The 18,130-nt window shown below is 70.3% G+C and carries 17 protein-coding genes; 7 read left to right on the top strand and 10 right to left on the bottom strand.

All coding sequences use genetic code 11. From position 1 onward, the window contains the following. Together AUL33_RS15150 and AUL33_RS15145 are read left to right on the top strand one after the other, a co-directional pair. Positions 1 to 924, top strand: coding sequence for an SMP-30/gluconolactonase/LRE family protein (locus tag AUL33_RS15150; RefSeq protein WP_062209861.1), 924 nt, complete (start codon positions 1 to 3; stop codon positions 922 to 924). Further along, on the top strand, positions 921 to 1,706 hold the full coding sequence (locus AUL33_RS15145; RefSeq protein ID WP_062209858.1) for a VOC family protein: 786 nt from the start codon (positions 921 to 923) through the stop codon (positions 1,704 to 1,706). The genes AUL33_RS15150 and AUL33_RS15145 overlap by 4 nt, the downstream gene beginning before the upstream one ends. Here the strand turns inward: AUL33_RS15145 and AUL33_RS15140 are convergent. Beyond that, on the bottom strand, positions 1,703 to 2,671 hold the full coding sequence (locus AUL33_RS15140) for an ROK family protein (protein WP_062209855.1): 969 nt from the start codon (positions 2,669 to 2,671) through the stop codon (positions 1,703 to 1,705). The genes AUL33_RS15145 and AUL33_RS15140 overlap by 4 nt on opposite strands. A 162-nt stretch (positions 2,672 to 2,833) precedes the next feature. Here AUL33_RS15140 and AUL33_RS15135 point away from each other — a divergent pair, with 162 nt between their 5' ends. After that, positions 2,834 to 3,553: a copper homeostasis protein CutC gene (locus AUL33_RS15135; protein ID WP_062209852.1), complete on the top strand. Its 720-nt coding sequence runs from the start codon at positions 2,834 to 2,836 to the stop codon at positions 3,551 to 3,553. A gap of 72 nt (positions 3,554 to 3,625) precedes the next feature. Here AUL33_RS15135 and AUL33_RS15130 read toward each other — a convergent pair whose 3' ends face one another. Then, positions 3,626 to 3,952, bottom strand: a complete 327-nt coding sequence (locus AUL33_RS15130) for a BLUF domain-containing protein (RefSeq protein ID WP_192843195.1) — start codon at positions 3,950 to 3,952, stop codon at positions 3,626 to 3,628. A gap of 284 nt (positions 3,953 to 4,236) precedes the next feature. On the opposite strand from AUL33_RS15130, the gene AUL33_RS15125 reads away from it, so the two are divergent. Next, positions 4,237 to 6,171, top strand: a complete 1,935-nt coding sequence (locus tag AUL33_RS15125) for a bifunctional diguanylate cyclase/phosphodiesterase (RefSeq protein WP_062209840.1) — start codon at positions 4,237 to 4,239, stop codon at positions 6,169 to 6,171. A gap of 33 nt (positions 6,172 to 6,204) precedes the next feature. Here AUL33_RS15125 and AUL33_RS15120 read toward each other — a convergent pair whose 3' ends face one another. After that, the gene (locus AUL33_RS15120) at positions 6,205 to 7,677 is read right to left on the bottom strand and encodes a mannitol dehydrogenase family protein (protein WP_062209838.1); all 1,473 of its coding nucleotides are present in this window, start codon (positions 7,675 to 7,677) and stop codon (positions 6,205 to 6,207) included. A gap of 169 nt (positions 7,678 to 7,846) precedes the next feature. Here AUL33_RS15120 and AUL33_RS15115 point away from each other — a divergent pair, with 169 nt between their 5' ends. Further along, complete coding sequence (locus AUL33_RS15115; RefSeq protein WP_062209836.1) at positions 7,847 to 8,194, top strand: hypothetical protein; 348 nt, start codon at positions 7,847 to 7,849, stop codon at positions 8,192 to 8,194. A gap of 2 nt (positions 8,195 to 8,196) precedes the next feature. Here AUL33_RS15115 and AUL33_RS15110 read toward each other — a convergent pair whose 3' ends face one another. The 5 genes from AUL33_RS15110 to AUL33_RS15090 form a co-directional block, all read right to left on the bottom strand. After that, positions 8,197 to 8,643 carry a MarR family winged helix-turn-helix transcriptional regulator gene (locus tag AUL33_RS15110; RefSeq protein ID WP_062209833.1) on the bottom strand — a complete coding sequence of 149 codons (447 nt, stop codon included), beginning with the start codon at positions 8,641 to 8,643 and terminating at the stop codon, positions 8,197 to 8,199. 217 nt (positions 8,644 to 8,860) lie between these two features. Beyond that, on the bottom strand, positions 8,861 to 9,883 hold the full coding sequence (locus tag AUL33_RS15105) for a sensor histidine kinase (protein WP_062209830.1): 1,023 nt from the start codon (positions 9,881 to 9,883) through the stop codon (positions 8,861 to 8,863). Between the two features lie 6 nt (positions 9,884 to 9,889). After that, positions 9,890 to 10,312 (bottom strand): response regulator, encoded by a 423-nt coding sequence (locus AUL33_RS15100; RefSeq protein ID WP_192843198.1) that lies wholly within the window; start codon positions 10,310 to 10,312, stop codon positions 9,890 to 9,892. 26 nt (positions 10,313 to 10,338) lie between these two features. Further along, on the bottom strand, positions 10,339 to 11,832 hold the full coding sequence (locus tag AUL33_RS15095; RefSeq protein ID WP_062209825.1) for an ATP-binding protein: 1,494 nt from the start codon (positions 11,830 to 11,832) through the stop codon (positions 10,339 to 10,341). Continuing rightward, positions 11,829 to 12,599, bottom strand: a complete 771-nt coding sequence (locus AUL33_RS15090; protein WP_156419435.1) for a hypothetical protein — start codon at positions 12,597 to 12,599, stop codon at positions 11,829 to 11,831. Before AUL33_RS15090 ends, AUL33_RS15095 begins: the two co-directional genes overlap by 4 nt. Positions 12,600 to 12,866: 267 nt before the next feature. Here AUL33_RS15090 and AUL33_RS15085 point away from each other — a divergent pair, with 267 nt between their 5' ends. Beyond that, the gene (locus AUL33_RS15085; protein ID WP_062209819.1) at positions 12,867 to 14,450 is read left to right on the top strand and encodes an aldehyde dehydrogenase (NADP(+)); all 1,584 of its coding nucleotides are present in this window, start codon (positions 12,867 to 12,869) and stop codon (positions 14,448 to 14,450) included. Positions 14,451 to 14,455: 5 nt separating this feature from the next. Beyond that, the gene (locus AUL33_RS22945) at positions 14,456 to 15,595 is read left to right on the top strand and encodes a glycosyltransferase (RefSeq protein WP_062209816.1); all 1,140 of its coding nucleotides are present in this window, start codon (positions 14,456 to 14,458) and stop codon (positions 15,593 to 15,595) included. On the opposite strand, the gene AUL33_RS15075 is transcribed toward AUL33_RS22945, so the two are convergent. Next, entirely contained in the window at positions 15,582 to 16,910 is a 1,329-nt protein-coding gene (locus AUL33_RS15075; RefSeq protein ID WP_062209814.1) for a bifunctional PIG-L family deacetylase/class I SAM-dependent methyltransferase, read from the bottom strand. The two genes, AUL33_RS22945 and AUL33_RS15075, sit on opposite strands and share 14 nt — an antisense overlap. Next, positions 16,907 to 18,016 (bottom strand): acyl-CoA dehydrogenase family protein, encoded by a 1,110-nt coding sequence (locus AUL33_RS15070; RefSeq protein WP_062209803.1) that lies wholly within the window; start codon positions 18,014 to 18,016, stop codon positions 16,907 to 16,909. The genes AUL33_RS15075 and AUL33_RS15070 overlap by 4 nt, the downstream gene beginning before the upstream one ends. Positions 18,017 to 18,130: the final 114 nt, after the last annotated feature.

Here is an 18,130-nt window from a genome sequence, read left to right as displayed (position 1 = left end):
ATGGGAGACATTCACGACACCGGCTTCGAGATCGTCGATCCCGGCTTCCGATCCATAATCCTCTTCAACGCGCCCATCGAAAAGCTCGCTGAGGGCTTCCGCTGGATCGAGGGCCTCGTCTGGATGGGCGACTGGAACGCGCTTCTCTTCCAGGACCTGCCGCGCGACCGCACGATGCTCTGGAGCGAGGCGAGCGGCCTGTCGGTCTGGCGCTTTCCCTCGGGCCACGCCAACGGGCAGGCACGCGACCGCGAGGGCCGCGTCGTCTTTTGCTCGAACACGGCGCGCGCTCTCTGCCGCGTCGAGCACGACGGCTCGGTGAGCGTCCTCGCCGATCGCGTCGAGGGACGCCGGCTGAACTCGCCGAACGACGTCGCGGTGAAGAGCGACGGGTCGATCTGGTTCACCGATCCCGTCTACGGCATCGCCAACGATTACGAGGGCACGCGCCAGGCTTCCGAGATCGCGCCCGCGGTCTATCGGCTGGATGGCGCGACGGGTGCGCTCGACAACGTGTCGGAGGCGTTCGCCGGGCCGAACGGCATCGCCTTCTCGCCGGACGAGCGCCGGCTCTATGTCGCCGAGACGGGAGACCAGTCCAAGCCCGACCCGGTTCAGGTGCTGCGGGTCCTCGATCTCGGCGCGGACGGGCGCCCGGCCGGACCGGCGCGCGATTTTGCCAAGGTTTCGCCCGGCTACACCGACGGGATGGCGATCGACGAAGAGGGCCGAATCTGGTCGAGCGCCGGCGACGGCGTCCACTGCATGTCGCCGGACGGCACGCTGCTTGGCCGCATCCGCCTGCCGGCACCGGTCTCGAACCTCTGCTTCGGCGGCTCGCCGCATCGCAATCGGCTGTTCATCGGCGCCAGCCACGCGCTCTACGCCGTCTTCGTGAACACGCGCGGGGCCCGCTGGCCATGATCGGGCCGCGGATTGCCGCGATCGCCCTCGCATGCTCCGACCCCGTCGCGACGGCGTGCTTCTACTGCGATGCCTTCGGGTGCCGGATGGAAAGCGTCCGAGCGGCCGGCGTCACGCTTCGGCTCGGCGACGAGGTTCTGGATCTGATCGGCGCGGCGGGCCCGCCGATGGACCCGCCGCTCTCGAACGCCACCGGCTTCCAGCATTGCGCCATCATCGTCTCAAACATGGCGGCGGCGATGGCGCGCCTTGCTCCAGTGCCGGGCTGGACGGCGATCTCGCGGGGCTCTCCGGAGCGGCTTCCCGCGGCCTCGGGCGGTGCCACTGCCTTCAAGTTCCGCGACCCCGACGGCCATCCGCTGGAGTTTCTCCAGTTCGCGCCGGGCGCTGTCCCGCCGGTCTGGCGCCGGGGGGCCGATGGTCCCGCCTGCCTCGGCATCGACCACAGCGCGATCACGGTGCGCGATGCGGACCGCGCCATCGCCTTCTACGAGGGGCTCGGCTTCACGCTCGGCGAGCGACACCTCAACCGCGGCCCCGAGCAGGCGCGGCTCGACGGGCTGGACGTTCCGAAGGCCGAGGTCGAGGTCGTCTCGCTTCAGGCGGCCGGGGGCGCATCCCCACATCTCGAACTCCTGTGCTACCGCGACCCGCCGGCCTTGCGGGCACCCGTGCCGGACGGCTCTCCCTTCGCGACCCGCCTTCGCCTGACCGGCCTTCCCGGACCCGCCCGCGACCTCGCCGACCCCGACGGCCATCGGATCGGCATCGGCAGGTTCTAACGGGGCGCCGTCGCCGTGCGCAGCGCCAGGAGGGCCGCGCCGATGAGGCCGGCGTCGGCGCCCAGCACGGCGGGGCGCAGCAGCGGCTCGCTGGCCTTCCGCAGGATGCGGGCGCGCACGGCCGTATCGAGCGCCACGACGAGTTCCGGCACGTTGGCGAGGCCGCCGCCGACCGGCACGAGCGAGGCGCCGACGACGTTGACCACGAGGGCCAGCGGCCCCGAGACCATGTCGACGAAGAGGTCGAACGTCCGCTTCGCGGGTTCTTCGCCTGCCAGCCAGGCTTTGAGGATGGCGCGGCTGTCGCGCGAGGACCCGTTCAGCGTCGCATCCAGCCGCTCGAGGCCGCGCGCGCCACCCACCGTGTCGAGGCAACCGGTCTGGCCGCAGCCGCAGGCAAGCACCGGGATCACGACATCGCCGACCCGCCGTTCGCCGACGATGGGGCCATGGCCCCATTCGCCCGAGACCCCGCCCGTGCCCTCGACGATCCGCCCGTCGATCACCAACCCGCCGCCGACGCCGGTGCCCAGAATCACACCGAAGACGTTGCGATGGCCGCGACCGACGCCCTCCAGCGCCTCGGCCAGCGCGAAGCAGTCGGCATCGTTGGCGGCCGCCACCGGCCGGCCCAGCCGGGGCCCGAGCTCGCCGCGCAGCGAATGGCCGGTGATGCCGCCGATATTGGCGGCGAGCGAGCGGCCGCTCACGGGGTCGATCGTGCCGGCGACCGAGATGGCGAGCGGCAGGTGACCGCCGGGATCGGCGGCAGCGGCGAGGTCCGCCAGCACGGCGCAGAAGGCGTCCCAGTCATGCGAGGGATTGGCGACGTGGATCGCCGCGATCGGCCGGCCGTCCTCGCCGGCCGCCGCGAACTTGACGAAGGAGCCGCCGATATCGGCCGCGAGCACACGGGGGACGCCGGCGCGGGCGCGGGCGGCGAAGTCGGAAAGCGTGGCATCCATGATCGAGACCGGCTGAGCTTGGGAGGGAAGGGGCGGCGAAGGGCCGGCTCTCTGTTCCCTACGGCTTTCGCGCCGCCGGGGCCACCGTCCCGCCGCCGGCGCTCTGGCGCGCTGGCCGGCGACATGGCAGGGAGCGTCCGGCAGAAGCGGGGAGACGAGCGCATGGTGACCCTGGAAATCTGCGTCGACACGCCGGCGGGTCTGGCCGCGGCGGTGGCGGGCGGCGCCGATCGCATCGAGCTCTGCGCGGCGCTGTCGCTCGGCGGTCTGACGCCCTCGGCCGGGCTGATGCATCTGGCGGCGCGCGTGCCGATCCCGGTCTATGCGATGATCCGGCCGCGTGCGGGATCCTTCGTCTACGACACGCAGGACGTGGAGGCGATGCGCGCCGAGATCCGAGCCGTGCGCGCGGCGGGCCTGGCCGGCGTGGTCTTCGGGGCGTCGCGGGCCGATGGCACGCTTGACGAGGCCGTGCTCGCGACACTTGTGGCGGAGGCCCAGGGTCTCGGCACCACACTTCACCGCGCCGTCGACCTCGTGCCCGATCCGCTGGCGGCGATGGAGACGGCCATCGCCCTCGGGTTCGAGCGGATCCTCACCTCCGGCGGCGCGCTGCGGGCCGAAGAAGGGACCGCGACCCTGCGGGCGCTGGTGTCGGCATCGAACGGACGCATCGCCATCATGCCGGGCAGCGGCGTGCGGGCGGCGAATGCCTCGGCGATCCTTGCGCAGACCGGCGCCTCGGAGATCCACGCCTCCTGCCGAGGCTTGGCGAGCGGAGCGCCGGATCCGCGGCTGCTGCGCTTCGGCTTCGAGGCGGAGGGGGCGCAGGACACCGATCGCGCCGTCGTGGCGGCGTTGCGCGCCGCGCTGGCGGGCTGATCCCGGCGTCGTCAATGGCAGCGGCGGTCATGCATATCGCCGGTGGTCGTCTAGGGACCGGGGCGGGCTCCCTTAGGTCAGCTGCGTCAGGAACACCACGTCGGCGATCGGACGTCGTACCATGCCCCAGTGCCGGAAGCTCATGCGTTCGATCGTCTTGCGCTCCAGCTCGATCACCTCGTGGTGGCGCGGATCGGCCTTGATCGTCTCGAAGAGCTTGTCCACCGCCACGCGGGGGCCTTCGAGGATCTGCATGATCCGCTCGCCTTCGAAGGCGATGCATCCGGTGATGCCGAGCGACAGGTTGCGTACGCGGAACCGTTCCATGTCCGCGATGAGGTCGGCGATCGTCTCGTGCGGCGACAGGCGGCTGATATAGCTGATGTGCTGAAGCGTCATCGGAACCGGATGAACCTTTGGATCCAGGGCGGGCCCACGGTTCACGACGGATGGGCTGAGGTTGATCATATCTCTCACGTTGAAGGACATAACGGAGCCGCGGCGTTTGACCAGTCGCCCCCGGCGGATTGGAATGCGGTCCGTTCGCACCCAAAGATACGCGCGTCAAATAATGAGCCTCCACAAAGCCTTTCCTAACGCTCGGCTGCTATCCTTCTCGCACGGCTGACCTTTTCGGATGCGTGGATATGGATTTGCCGGCACATTTTGCGGAGTTGAGGCGAATGATCTCGCTCCGCCTGGCCAACGACCGGCTGGTCGTTCGACAGATGCACGAGTTGAAGAAGCAGATCCCCCTTCTCTACGCGCTGCTTTGCGTCAACGCCTTCGCGCTCACCAGCACCCATTACGCCGTGGCGCCGGCCTGGATGACCGTCGGCGTGCTCTTGGTCCTTGCCGCCGTCTGCACGGTCCGCAGCATCTGGTGGCTGCGCTGCGACATCGAGGCGATGACGCCGGCCGAGATCCGCCGGCTTCTCGCCCGCACCAATGCCCTCACCGCCGTCATCACGTTGGGCTTCATCGGCTGGGCGATGCGGCTGGGCTTCTACGGCGGCGCCGAGCAGCAGGCCCATGTCGCGAGCTTCGTCGCCATCACCGTGATCGGCTGCATCTTCTGCCTGATGCACCTGCCGACCGCCGCGCTCCTCGTCTCGGCGATCGTCGGGGTACCGTTCGTCCTCTACTACATCCCGTCCGGCAACGCCGTCCTCATTGCCATCGCGCTCAACACGCTGTTCGTCATCCTCGTTCTCGTCCGGGTCGTCCTCAACAACTTCAAGACCTTCGTCGAGCTGATCGACTCACGCGCGACGCTGGCGGCCAAGCAGGACGAGACGCAGCGGCTGATGGAGGAGAACGTCCGGCTGGCCCACACCGACAGTCTGACGCTGCTGCCCAACCGTCGTCATTTCTTCCAGCGGCTGGACGAGGCGATCGCCGTGTTCGACATGCAGGGCGCGGCCTTCGCCCTGGCGATCTTCGATCTCGACCGGTTCAAGGCGATCAACGACACCTACGGGCACGTCGCGGGCGACCGCGTGCTGGCCGAGACCGGGCGACGGCTGACGGCGTTTGCGGGCGAATGTGTCGTGGTGGCGCGGCTCGGCGGCGACGAGTTCGGCGTCATCCTGCTGCAGACCCACGAGACCCGGGAGGCGGTCGAGGCGACCTGCCACCGGATCTGCGAGGCTCTGCGCCAGCCCATCGATGTCGGCGAGACGGTCGTCAGCGCCGGCTGTTCGAGCGGCGTCGCGGTCTTTCCCGAGGCCGGGCGCACGGCCGCCGGCCTGTTCGACCGCGCCGACTATGCGCTCTATCATGCCAAGGAAAAGGCGCGGGGCGGCGTCACGCTCTTCTCGCCCGACCACGAGGATGCCATCCGCTCCGAGCGCGCCGTCGAGACGGCGCTGCAGATCTCCGACCTCGAAGCCGAGATGGAGGTCCACTTCCAGCCGATCCTCGATCTCTCCACCGACCGGATCGTCATGGTGGAGGCCCTGGCGCGCTGGACCAATCCGCTGCTCGGCCGGGTGCCGCCCGACCGCTTCATCGCCGCGGCCGAACGCTGCGGCCTGATCCACAAGCTGACGCTCCTCCTCCTTCGCAAGGCGCTTCACGATCTGAAGCGGCTGCCGGACGAGATCGGCCTGTCCTTCAACCTCTCCTCGCACGACCTGACCTCGCCCGAGACGGTGGTGTCGATCATGGCGGCTGTGCGCCGCAGCGAGATCCCGCCGACGCGCATCACGCTCGAGCTGACGGAAACCGCACTGCTGCGCGACTTCGACCTCGCCCAGCGCTCGATCCAGGCGCTGCGCGCCCTCGGCATGCAGATCGCGCTCGACGATTTCGGCACGGGCTATTCGAGCCTCGGCTACGTCCACCGCCTGTCGCTCGACAAGATCAAGATCGACCGGTCCTTCATGGCCGACATCGCCGACACGTCGGGCCGCAGCATCGTGGCGACCGTGCTCGACCTGTCGCAGAACCTCTCCCTCGACTGCATCGCCGAAGGCGTCGAGACGCCGGAGCAGCTGGCGGCCCTCCGGCGTCTGGGGTGCCGCTTCGTGCAGGGTTATCTTATCGGCGCGCCCGTGCCGGTGGACCGGCTCGAGCGGCTCTGGCAGACGGACGCGCCGACCGCCGCCCTGGCCTGAGCGGCTAGGGCCTGGGCGGGGCCGCTTCGGCGGTCAGGCCGCCTTTGCGGCGAGGAAGTCCGTCAGCGTCGGCCGCACGCCGCGGCTCCACAGCGAGCGGAGATGGCTGGCGAAGAGGTCGGCATAGACGGCGTCGTCCGCAAGATCGCCGAAGATGTCCCGCTGTTCGAGGAAGCGGCGCGGCTCGGTGCGGGCGGCGTTGGCCGCCTCCTGCAGCTGCGTCCAGTTCGGATCGTTCGGCTCGACCACCGTCCCGTCCTCCATCTCGCCCTGGCAGTAGCGGCACCACAGCGCGCCGACGAGCGCCAGACCCGAGACGTCGCGGCCTTCGGCGCGCAGGTCCCGCACCGCCGGCAGCACGAATTTCGGCTGGCGGTTGGAGCCGTCGAGCGCCAGGCGCCGGATCGTGTCGCCGATCGCCGGGTTGGCGAAGCGATGGGTCACGGTGGCCAGGTAATCCTCGCGGCTGACCCCCTCGATCTCGGGCGAGGCAGGCAGCAGGTAGCCGGTCTCGACCGCCTCGAAGAAGCGCAGGATCAGCGGATCGCGCATCGCCTCGTGCGCGTAAGTGAGGCCGACGAGCGCCGCCGGATAGGCGATGGTGGCGTGGCCGGCATTGAGGATCCGCAGCTTCATCAGCTCGTAGGGGGTCACGTCCTCGACGAAGGTGACGCCGACGCGCTCCAGCGCCGGGCGGCCGGAGCGGAAATCGTCCTCGATGACCCATTGCCGGAAGGGTTCGCAGAAGACCGGGCGCCGGTCCTCGACGCCGTGCTCGCGCTTCAGCGTCTCGCGCTGCGCCGGCGTCGTGGCGGGCGTGATGCGGTCGACCATCGAATTGGGGAAAGCGATCTCGCGGGCGACGAAGGCGGCGAGATCGGCATCGGCGCGCTTGGCCAGCCCTTCCACGATGCGCCGCGTCAGGACGCCGTTATGGGGAAGGTTGTCGCAGGAGAGCACGGTGAAGGGCGCGGTGCCCGCCGCGCGCCGGTCGCGGATGGCGGCGAGGATCAGGCCGAAGACGGTGCGGGCCGAGCCGAGGTCGGCCGCATCCGCGGCGAGATCGGGATGGTCGAGGTCCGGCTCGTCGCCGGACATGAAGTAGCCGCCCTCGGTGATCGTCAGCGACACGATGCGCGTCTGCGGCGCCAGCAGCGCCTCCAGCATGGCGGCGCTGTCGCCGGGCTCGGCAAAGCGCAGGATCGAGCCGACGACCTGCGTGCGCGAATGGCCCTCGTCGACCTCGGTGACGGTGTAGAGGCAGTCCTGGCTCGCGAGATCGGCCTGCAGGTCGCGATCCTCGGTGCGAACGCTGAGGCCGACGATGCCCCAGTCGAGGTCGGTGCCGCCGGCGAAGAGGTCGTCGAGATAGACGCACTGGTGGGCGCGGTGGAAGTTTCCGACGCCGAAATGGACGATGCCGGCGCTGATCGCGGCCCGGTCGTAGCGCGGCACGGTCACAAGCGTGGCGAGTTCGCCGAGCGTGGCGGTCTGGACGTCGGTCATGGTCTGCGGTTCCTCCTGGCAAATGGCCCGCGCGGGGACAGGTCGCCGTGTCCGCCGATCGGACCCGGGTCGCCGTCCCTCCGGCTCTTGCCTCGCTCCTAACCTATTTCCGGCGAGTTGTGCAGCCGTTCGAACGACCGGCCGCACCGATCGCCGGAGAGGATCGATCATGTCCGGCGACCGGATGTTCCCGTTGCGTTCTTGCGTGCCGCTGCGCCATCCTCGCGGCATGGTCCAGTCGATTCGCACCTTCGCCGAAGCCCAGCGCCGCAATCTGGCCGTGCGCATCGTCTGCGGCGGCTGCCGGCGCGAGGTTGCGATCGCCGCGCGCCGGTTCGGGAGCTGGATCGATCCGCAGGCCGATCCCGCGACGCTGCGCTTTCGATGCCGCTCCTGCGGCGCGCCGGCGGGGCGGGTGCGCTGCGAGCCGATCGTCGGCGGGCGCGAAGGGCTCAGCGAATGGGATCCGCCCGACCGGCCATTGCCGGTGCGGCGCGAGGCGCCCGCCGCGGACTGATCTCAGACCAGCGACGAGGCGTTGAGCGCGTCGCGCACGCGAAGGATCGATCGACGCAGGCGCTCGACGTCGGTGTCCGATTCTCCGGTCGCCTTGTTGACCTCGAGCGGGATGCTGCGGGCCTGCTCGTGCAGGGCGCGGCCCCGGTCGGTCAGGGTGATGTCGACGACCCGCTCGTCTCGCGTCGAACGGGTGCGCATCACGAAGCCGGCCGTCTCCAGGCGCTTCAGCAGCGGCGTCAGCGTGCTGGAATCGAGCAGCAGGCGATCCCCGAGGCTGCCCACCGTCTGCGGCTCGGCGCCCCACAGGACGATGAGCACGAGATACTGGGGATAGGTGATCCCCATCAGGTCGAGCCGGGGCTTGTACAGGCGGTTGAACGCGTGCGCGGTCGAGTAGATGGCGAAGCAGAGCTGCTCGTCGAGCTCGAACTCAATGTCGGTCGTCATGGAAAGCTCCCGGCAACGAATCCGTCAACCGTCATCCTCAAAGTGGTTTTATGACATGATCGGATGAAAAGTTCGATGCCCCAATCAAGTAGTCATCAATCGGCCGAAAGCATCGTGGGCGATATGATCTTGCAGATCTACGATCGTCGATGGTGCAATCCGGGCCTGTGCGGCCATGCCGCGCCCTTCCCCGCGATGGCAGCGACGCCGAAAGGCGTCAGATCGCGGCCTGAAGGCGGATGCGAACGCCCGGACCCGGCTGGTGCACCAGTTCCGAGCCGAGGCTCTGCGCCATGATGCGCACCAGCTTGGAGCCCGTGCCGGTGCCGCGCGGACCGTCGCCGGGCACGTAGCCGCAACCGTCGTCCTCGACCGCCAGACGAAAGGCGCTCTCGCCCGCCTGCGACAGGGAGACGCGAATTTCGCCGCTCTCGCCTTGTGGATAAGCGTATTTGTAGGCGTTCGACACGAGTTCGGTGACGATGACGCCGACCGACACCGCCTTGTCGGTTCCCAGCCGGATCGGCTCGACATGAAGGCGCACCGGGCGGGGCGCATCCGGCGTCGTCCAGGTCGTCTCCACCTCAACGAGGAGCGCTGCGAGATAGTCGGCCATCTCCACCGTCGCGATCTCGGAGGAGGAGTAGAGCCGGCGATGCACCTGCGCGATCGCGCCGATGCGCTGCTGGGTGTCCTTCAGCGCGTCGCGCACCTCCTGGCTGGCGGCAGCCGAAGCCTGCATGCGCACGAAGGCCGAGACGATCTGTAGCGAGTTGGCGACGCGGTGGTTGGCCTCCTTCAGGAGCGCTTCCAGCCGCTCGTTGCTGGCACGCAGTTCCGCCTCGGCGGCGGCCTTCTCGCTCACCAGCCGGGCATGGCCGAGAACCTGCCGGAAGGAGGAGGCGAGAAGGTCGAAGAAGTCCTCGCCGACGGTCTTCACCACGTAGTCCGCTGCGCCCGCCTTCAGTGCGGCGACGGCGACGCGGCTCTCCTCCGATCCCGTCACGTAGACCACCGGCGGGGGCGTCTGCAGCGCGTGGATCATCGCCAGCGCGTCGAGCCCGTCCTTGCCCGGCATGTAGTGGTCGACCGCGGCCAGATCGAAGGGGCGGCTCGCCAGCATGGCGAGGCCCTCGTCGGCGCCGCCCGCCGTCTCCACGGTGAAGCCGCGGCGACGCATCGCCCGCTGCGTCAGATGGCGCAGGCCCTCGTCGTCGTCGATGTAGAGGATCGAGGGCAAGTTCGCTCAGTGCCCGTCGCTGAGGGGATCGGGAAGCTGGATCACCGAAAGGAAAAGCCCGAGCTGGCGGATCGCCTGCGCGAAGCTCTCGTAGTTCACCGGCTTGGTGATGTAGACGTTGGCGCCGAGATCGTAGCAGCGCTGGATCTCGATCTTGTCGTCGGTGGTGGTGAGCACGACCACCGGGGTCCGGCGCAGCGGGCCGGCGGATTCCTTCATGCGGACCAGAATGTCGGTGCCGCTCATGTCGGGCAGGTTGAGGTCGAGCAGCACGAGCGCCGGCCCGTTGCGCGCCGGTCCCTCCGGCGCATCGAAGAGATAGGCAAGCGCCGAAGTGCCGTCGGTGAAATGACGGATCTCGTTGTTCACGCCGGCCCGGCGGATGTTCTTCTCGATCAGGCGCGCATGCCCCTCGTCGTCCTCGACCATAACGATGGTCACGCTGTGCTGCGGGGTCACGTGGCCCTGGCTCCTTCGGGTGCTGCGAGATCGGCCTGCATGGAAAGGCGGAATGTCGCACCGGCGTCAAGGGCGGATCGGCAGTCGATGACGCCGCCGAGCCGATAGACGAGGGCGCGCACGTGGGCGAGGCCGATGCCCTCGCCGGGCTGGTCCTGCTGGCCGGAGCGCCGGAAGAGGTCGAACACGCGGTCGTGGTCCTTGGGGTCGATGCCCCGGCCGTTGTCCTCGATCTCGAAGACGGCGCGCGCGCCCTCGCGCCGCCCGCGCACCTTGATGACGCCGGGGCGACCGGGTTTGAGATACTTCACCGCGTTCTCGACGAGGTTCGAGAAGATCTGCTCCACTGCCACGCGGTCGCTCACGACGGCCGGCATCGGCTCGATCTCGATCGTCGCGCCGATCTCGCTCAGGCGGTGCTGCAGCGTCTGGACGATGCCGCCGACGAGCGCTTCCATGTCGAGCGGCTCGGGCACGATCACCCGGCGTCCCTCGCGCGACAGGCGCAGGATGGCGTTGATCAGGCGGTCCATCTTCTGCGTCGAGGTGCGGATGAAGCCGATGGCTTCGGGCAGGTCCTCGCGAACGGCGAGGCGCACCTCCTCGTCGACGAGGCCGGGCGCCTGCACCTCCGCGCGCTCGATCAGCCCCGCAAGCGTTCCCGTCACCGTCTCGAGTTCGCTGGTGAAGCCCATGACGTTGACGAGGGGCGAACGCAGGTCGTGGCTGACGATGTAGGCGAAGCGCTGGATCTCGTCGTTGGCACGCTGCAGCTCGGCGGTGCGGATCTCGACGGCGCCTTCGAGGTCGTCGTTGAGCCGCATCAGCCGGTCGCTCGCGCGGCTCAGTTCGCGCATGTTGCGCCGCGTCGCCCAGATCGTTCCGCCCGCGACGGCCGCCAGCAGCAGGGCCGCGAGCCCGATCACTGCATAGGACGCCTCGATGCTGCGCTCCTGACGGCGGATGCGGTCGTCGAGAAGCAGGCGCTCCTGCGCCGAGATCTCGTCGGCCAGCTCGCGAATGGCCGGGATCAGCTGCGTCGTGCGATCGTAGGCGAAGGGGACGTCGGCGGCGGAGGCCGCGTTGCGCCGCGCATCCATCGACTGGCGCAGGTTCGACAGGTGCTCGTTGCTTAAGGCCGTCAGTTGCGCGAGGCGCGCCGTCTGGGCCGGATTGTCGGCAACGAGCGCGTCGAGCTCGGTGATCGCCGACGGAATGCGGTTCGCCACCTCGTTGAAAATCGTGGTGAAGCGTTCGTCGGGGGCCAGCAGGAAGCCGCGCCGCGCCGTCTCCGCCCGCTCCGACAGGGCGCGAAGGTTGGCGAGCGACAGCTCGACCCGCAGCGAATGGGCGACGAGGCCGGCATTGTCCTGCGTGCGCACCACCAGCCAGACCGTCGCCGCGCCGACCACGAGAAGCACCGCGAAACCGGCAGTGATCGCGCCCACCGCAAAGCGCCGGAAGTTGCGGATCGAAAGGTTGCGCTTCATGCCATTTCCGCCATCGCGACCGGCAGGCCGAACCGGCGCTCGACCTCGGGATCGAGGCGCGTGGCGATCCACGCGGCGTCGTCGGCCGAGATCGGTTCGTAGCGCGTCGGCTCGAAGGCCCGGTTGCCATTGCCCTTGTAGGACCAGACCCGGTGAAACTCGGGCGTCGCTTCCAGCCCGGTCGCCGCGGCAAGGGCCCGCACCACGGCCTCGGGATCTGCGACGAGCGTCTGGTGCGCGAGAAGCGCCACGTTGTGGGCCCGCGAGGTGAGGTCCGACCAGTGCCGCAGCTTGGCGGTGCGCTTGGCCACGGGGTCGACGAAGCGCTCGCCGGTCGCGGGATCGCGCTCGTGCATCATCTCGCGGCCGCGCAAGGGGTGGCCCTCGCCGATGCCCCAGAACTCGTCGTCCCAGTAGGAATGCCAGGGCGAGCGGACGAAATCGGAAAAGGGAAGGCGCTTGAGTTCGGGATGCGCGTGCCAGGGCTGGCGATGCAGGCTGCGCAGCCAGTCGAAGGCGTTGCGGGCGATGGCGAGCACGAGGACGTCGTCGCGAAACAGCACCTGATCGGGGACGAACCAGTGCTTGAAGCCGTAATCGCGCGTCGGCACCTCGTCGCCAAAATTCATGTCGATCGTGCGTTCGATCGCATGCGTGCCCGAGCAGCGCTGGCCGTAGATCTGGATCCGCCGGATCGGTTGATGCGATCTCTTGAGGATGCGCAGCCCCGCGATCGGCTCGTTCCAGCTCAGGCCCGTCTCTGTCACGTTGGCGTCCGTCCTCTCCATGGCGCCCGGCTCGGCCGCGACGCATCGCATAGAAAGGACAGCGTCGCCGGGCTTCAAGGCCGGGCGCGCCGCAAGGTGAACGCCGTGCGCATGCGGCACCGGTGCGCCGTCAATCATCAGACATTTTCTGGCCCGCGGGGCCCGAACGGCGGTTCCATCCCCGGCTCTGGCGCGCTATGGCCATGCGCATGGGTTTGAGCGGGATGGCGCAAGGTTCGCCGCCCGCCAGGACAAGGACGGACGAAGATGACGATTCTCGGCGAACAGATCATCGGACACGCGGTCTCGAAGGGCACGAACGGCGAGCTGCGCGGTCTCGACGCGGCCACCGGCAAGGCACTGGAGCCCGGCTTCGGCGGCGCGACGCTGGCCGATCTCGATCGCGCCTGCGAGCTGGCCGATGCCGCCTTCGACGCCTATCGCGAGACGAGCCTCGAGGACCGCGCCAAGTTCCTGGAGACGATTGCCGACGAGATTTTGGCGCTCGGCGACGAGCTGATCGAGCGTTGCTGCCAGGAAAGCGGCCTGCCGCGCGGGCGGATCGAGGGCGAGCGCGGCCGCACGATGGGCCAGCTTCGCATGTTCGCGGGTGTCCTGCGCGACGGCGGCTTCCTCGATGCGCGCGTCGATCCCGCGCAGCCCGAGCGCAAGCCGCTGCCGCGCGTCGATCTGCGCCTGCGCAACATCCCCGTCGGTCCGGTCGCCGTGTTCGGCGCCTCCAACTTCCCGCTGGCCTTCTCGGTGGCCGGCGGCGACACGGCCTCGGCGCTCGCCGCCGGCGCGCCGGTGGTGGCCAAGGCCCATTCCGCCCATCCCGGCACCTCCGAGCTGGTGGGCCGCGCCATCCTGAAGGCGGCGCAGACCTGCGGCATGCCCGAGGGCGTCTTCTCGCTCCTCTACGGTACCGGCCGCGAGATCGGACAGGGCCTCGTCGCCGACCGTCGCATCAAGGCCGTGGGCTTCACGGGCTCGCGCGCCGGCGGCACGGCGCTGATGAAGGTCGCTGCCGCCCGTCCCGAGCCGATCCCGGTCTATGCCGAAATGAGCTCGATCAATCCGGTGATCCTCTTCCCGGCCGCGCTCGCGGCGCGCGGCGAGGCGATCGGCAAGGCCTTCGCGGGCTCGCTGACGCTCGGCGCCGGCCAGTTCTGCACCAATCCGGGCCTCGTGCTGGCGGTGGACGGCCCCGGCATCGAGGCGTTCGAGAAGGGTGCGGCGGAGGCGCTCTCGGCCATGCCGGCGGCGGTCATGCTCACTCCCGGCATCCACAAGGCCTATGTGGACGGCGTCTCGGCGGTCGAGGGCCATGCGGCGGTGAAGACCGTGGCCAAGGGTGAGGCCGGCGGCGAGCTGCGCGGTCAGGCCGCGCTGTTCCAGGTGGCGGCGCCCGACTTCGTCGCCCATCCCGAGCTGCAGGACGAGGTGTTCGGCGCGGCCTCCATCGTCATCCGCTGCCGCGACGAGGCCGAGCTTCACTCGGTGCTCGCCTCGCTCGAAGGCCAGCTGACCGCGGCGATCCACATCGACGAGGCCGACCACGCGGCGGCGAAGGCGATTCTGCCGATCCTGGAGCGCAAGGCCGGCCGCATCCTCGTCAACGGCTTCGGCACCGGCGTCGAGGTCGGTCACGCCATGGTCCATGGCGGTCCGTTCCCCTCCACCGCCGATGGTCGCTCGACCTCGGTCGGCTCGAAGGCGATCGAACGGTTCCTGCGGCCCGTCTCCTATCAGGACATGCCGGAGGCCCTGCTGCCCGACGCCCTGAAGGACGCCAATCCGCTCGGCCTCTGGCGCCGCAACGACGGCAAGCTCGTCGCGCCGAAGGGCTGAACCCCATGACGCCCGAGGCGACGGGGTCGCCCTTCGATCCCCGCCGCCTCGGATCCCATCCCGCCGTCGCCGCGCTTCGCACGGTGACGGGCGGCGGCGATCTCACGGCCGCGCCCGCTGTCGTCGCGATCCCCGCCCGCCGCGAGGCCGGGCGTATCGAGGCGTGCCTCGCGGCGCTCCTCGCCGAGCTCAAGCCCGCCGACGCCGTGGTGCTGGCGGTCAACGGCTCCTACGACGCGACGCTCGAACGGGCCAAAGCCTGTCTGGAACGTGCTGCGCAACCGTTCCTCATCCTCGACATCGACTGGCGCGAAGGCTGCGGCTCGGCGCCGCTCGCCCGTCGCTTCGCGCTCGACACGGCGGCCGGGCTGGCGCCGGGCGCTGCGCTCCTGTCGCTCGATGCCGATACGCTGGTCCAGCCGGGCTGGAGGGCGGCCTACGAGGCCGAGTTCGCCAGAGGCTTCGCGCTCGTCTGCGGCGCCATCGGCTTCATTCCCGAAGAGGCCGCGCTCCTGCCGCCGCTGCCGGAGGCCGACGAGCGCCTGCTGCGCGACTATCGCGCCGCCTCGCGCGAGATCGCCGCGTGCCTCGACCCCGATCCCCACAATCCCTGGCCCCATCACGGCAATATCGGCGGTGCCAATTTCGGTCTGGCCGGCGGCGTCTACGCTGGGATCGGCGGCCTGCCGGACGTGCCCTTCGGCGAGGACCGGGCGCTGCTGCGCCGCTGCGAGGGGCTCGGTCTTGCCGTGCGCTTCAGCGAGGCGCCGCTGGTCTGGACCTCGCCGCGCCTCGACGGACGCGCGAGCGGGGGGCTGTCGGACGAACTGGCCCGCGCCCGGCGCGAGGCCGATCCGGTGGTGGACGAGGCGCTGGAGCCGGCCGCCGCGCTGGACTTGCGCCATCGCACCCGCGCCGCCTTCCGCCGGGCGGGGAACCGGACGGCCCGCGCGGCGGCGCTGGCGCCGCTCCGATTGACCGCTGCTCAGGAAGAGGCGGTTCTGACCGAGCCGCGTGCCGGGCTGGCCTGGCAACGGGCGGAGGAGGCGAGCCCGGCGCTCGCCCGCCGACGCTTCCGGCACGGCGATCTCGTGCGCGAATGGCCGGCGATGGCCGCGCTGCTGGCGCGCGTCAGAGCCGGGTGAGACGGTCCAGCCGGTAGTGCTCGGCCCTCTCCGAGCGCTCCAGCGACCAATGATGCGCCGCCGAGGCGATGAGGAAGTCGGCGGCGTCGTCGCCCGAGAGCGGCGTGTCGGTCGGGCCGAGATAGTTGACGAGCAGCATCGTCGCGCCGGGCTCGCACTGCGCGGCGGCCGAGGCCAGCACCGCCTCGATTTCCGGCTCGGCAAGGAAGTAGAGCACCTCCGACAGGACCACGAGATCGTAGCGCCCGGCCGGAAAGTCGGCGGGCAGACGGCCGTGCGTGAAGCCGAGGCCCGGCACGCCGTCATGGGCGAGCGTCGCGCGCGAGACGATGCCGGCATCGCCGTCGAGGCCGTGGGCGCGATCGCAGAGCGCGGCCAGCGCCGCCGTCAGATGGCCCTCGCCGCAGCCGAGTTCGAGCGCGGCGCCAAAGCGGGCGTCGCCCAGAAAGGCCAGCACCGCCTCGCGCTTGGCGATCTCGTAGGCCGCCGTGCGCGCATGCCAAGGGTCGCCGTTGCCGGCATAGAGCGCGGCGAAATGCTCCGGTCCCGGCGGGCGGCCGGGACGGCGGCGCCAGAAGACGCTCTCAAACGGCGACTGGTGATGGCGAAGGAACCAGTCGGGCAGGGTGAAGCCGTCGGGATCGTCGTGGACGACGCCGCCCATCTGCGTCTCGTGCCGCGCGAGCGCCCGCGCCTTTTCGGCGAGCGGCGTGACGAGGCGGAACGGATGCAGCGCTTCCACCTCCACCGGGTGGTCGTCGGGGTGGCGCAGCGACCAGACGGGATAGAGGAGGATGCGCAAGCCCGGTCGAAGCGCGGCGACGGCCTCTGCCAGAAGCGCGGCGGCCTCGTGGTCGGGATGCGGGTCGAAGCCGACGGTGGCGGCGAGCGCGGTGGCGCCGGTCTCGTCGACGAGGTGCGCCACGGCATCGGCGGCGAGCGCGAAGTCGGGATGCCAGCGCGAGGCCCCGTCCGGCAGCGCGAGGCGCAGGATCTCGGCCTCCCCCGCGCCGAGTTCGCGCAGCGCCAGCGCCTGCTCGCTCCGGCGCCGCTCGGCGATCCGCTCGGCCGGCCATTCCGTCGAGCCGCGATGCGAGCCCTCGCCGTCGGTCAGCGCCACCAGCCCGACCTTGCGTCCGCCGAGCGCGGCGGCCGTGATGAGCGCGGCGGCGCCCAGGCTCTCGTCGTCGGGATGGGGGGCGATCACCACCAGCCCGCCCGCGCCGATGAGGGTGAGGGGATCGGTTACGGGCGCGGCCTCGTGGCGCGCGCGCCATTCGCCGTAGGGCGTGGTAGCGGGACGGTCGGATGTCATCGGAAGATCTCGGGCAGGCGCGCCATGAGCTGGCGGGTGTGGTCGAGGAGGAGATGGTCGGGATTGGCCTGCCGCAGGTAGACCGAAAGATCGCGCGTCATGCGCTCCAGCGGATGGCCGTCGGCAAAGAGCGCCAGGCCGATCGCCCGTTCGGCGAGCGCGATCACCAACATGCCGGCCGCCTCGACCCGCAGGCGTGAGAAGGCGGCGAGCGAGGTGGCGAGCTTCGGGTCGCCGTCGCTCTCGACGGCCGCCGCGGCCGCTTCCACCTGCAGCCGCGCGTCGCGGGCGGCGAGGATCGCCTCGCCGATCCGCGCCAGCTGCAGCGGGTGCTCGGCACGGCCGCTGGCCTGCAGGGTCTCGACGCTGAGCTGCACGATCCGCTCGACCGCGCCGAGCTGTGCCGCTGCGCAGCGCCAGATGCCGCCGACGAAGAAGGGCTCGCGGCGATAGTCGTCGGGGGCGCCGACCTCCGCGCCCGGCGGCAGATGCAGTCCCTCGAAGTCGAAAGCGCCCGAGCGCGAGGCCCGCATGCCACGCATCCGCCAAGCCGAAGCGTCCGAGCGCGCGGGATCGGCAACGTCGACGAGGAGAAGCCGCAGCGTGCGGTCCTCGGCGGTGTAGGGCACGAGCGCCAGCGACAGGAGGCCGAGGCCCGAACAGTAGCGTTTCGAGCCATGCAGCCGGATTTCGCTGTCCTCCCTGACCTCGGGCGCGAAGGGCGGCGTGCCGTCGGCGCCCCAGACGCCCATCAGGACCCCGGCTTCCACCGCATCCGCTGTGCGGCGCTGCTGGTCGGGATCGCCGTAGAGCGCGACGAGCTGAAGCGCGTTGAGATGGCCCTCCACCAGCCGCCCGAGGCTGAGATCAGCGCCGCCGAGCCCGACGAGGAGCGGCAGCGCCCGCCGATAGGGGAGGTCGTAGGCATAGCCCGCGTCATGGCGCCGGATCGGTAGCTTGAGGATTCCAGCGCGGGCGAGCGCCACGATCTCCTGCGCGATGCCGTCGTCGCCCTCGCCGGGATGGGGATCGGCGCGGGTCAGAGAGCGCTCGGCCAGCGCGGCGATCGCGGCCCGGATCGGCTCGTCGGGCGCAAGACAGGTCAAGCCGGCGAACTCGTCATGGGGTCTCGTCCTGATGGCTTGGCGCATGCTGCGACCGGAGATCGTCGGTGATGGACATGATCTAGGGGAGACGCGGGAGCCCGACAGCCCTATGTC

It is taken from the genome of Aureimonas sp. AU12, assembly GCF_001463705.1.
Lineage (GTDB): Bacteria > Pseudomonadota > Alphaproteobacteria > Rhizobiales > Rhizobiaceae > Aureimonas.
This window is presented reverse-complemented; position numbering and strand designations above follow the sequence as displayed.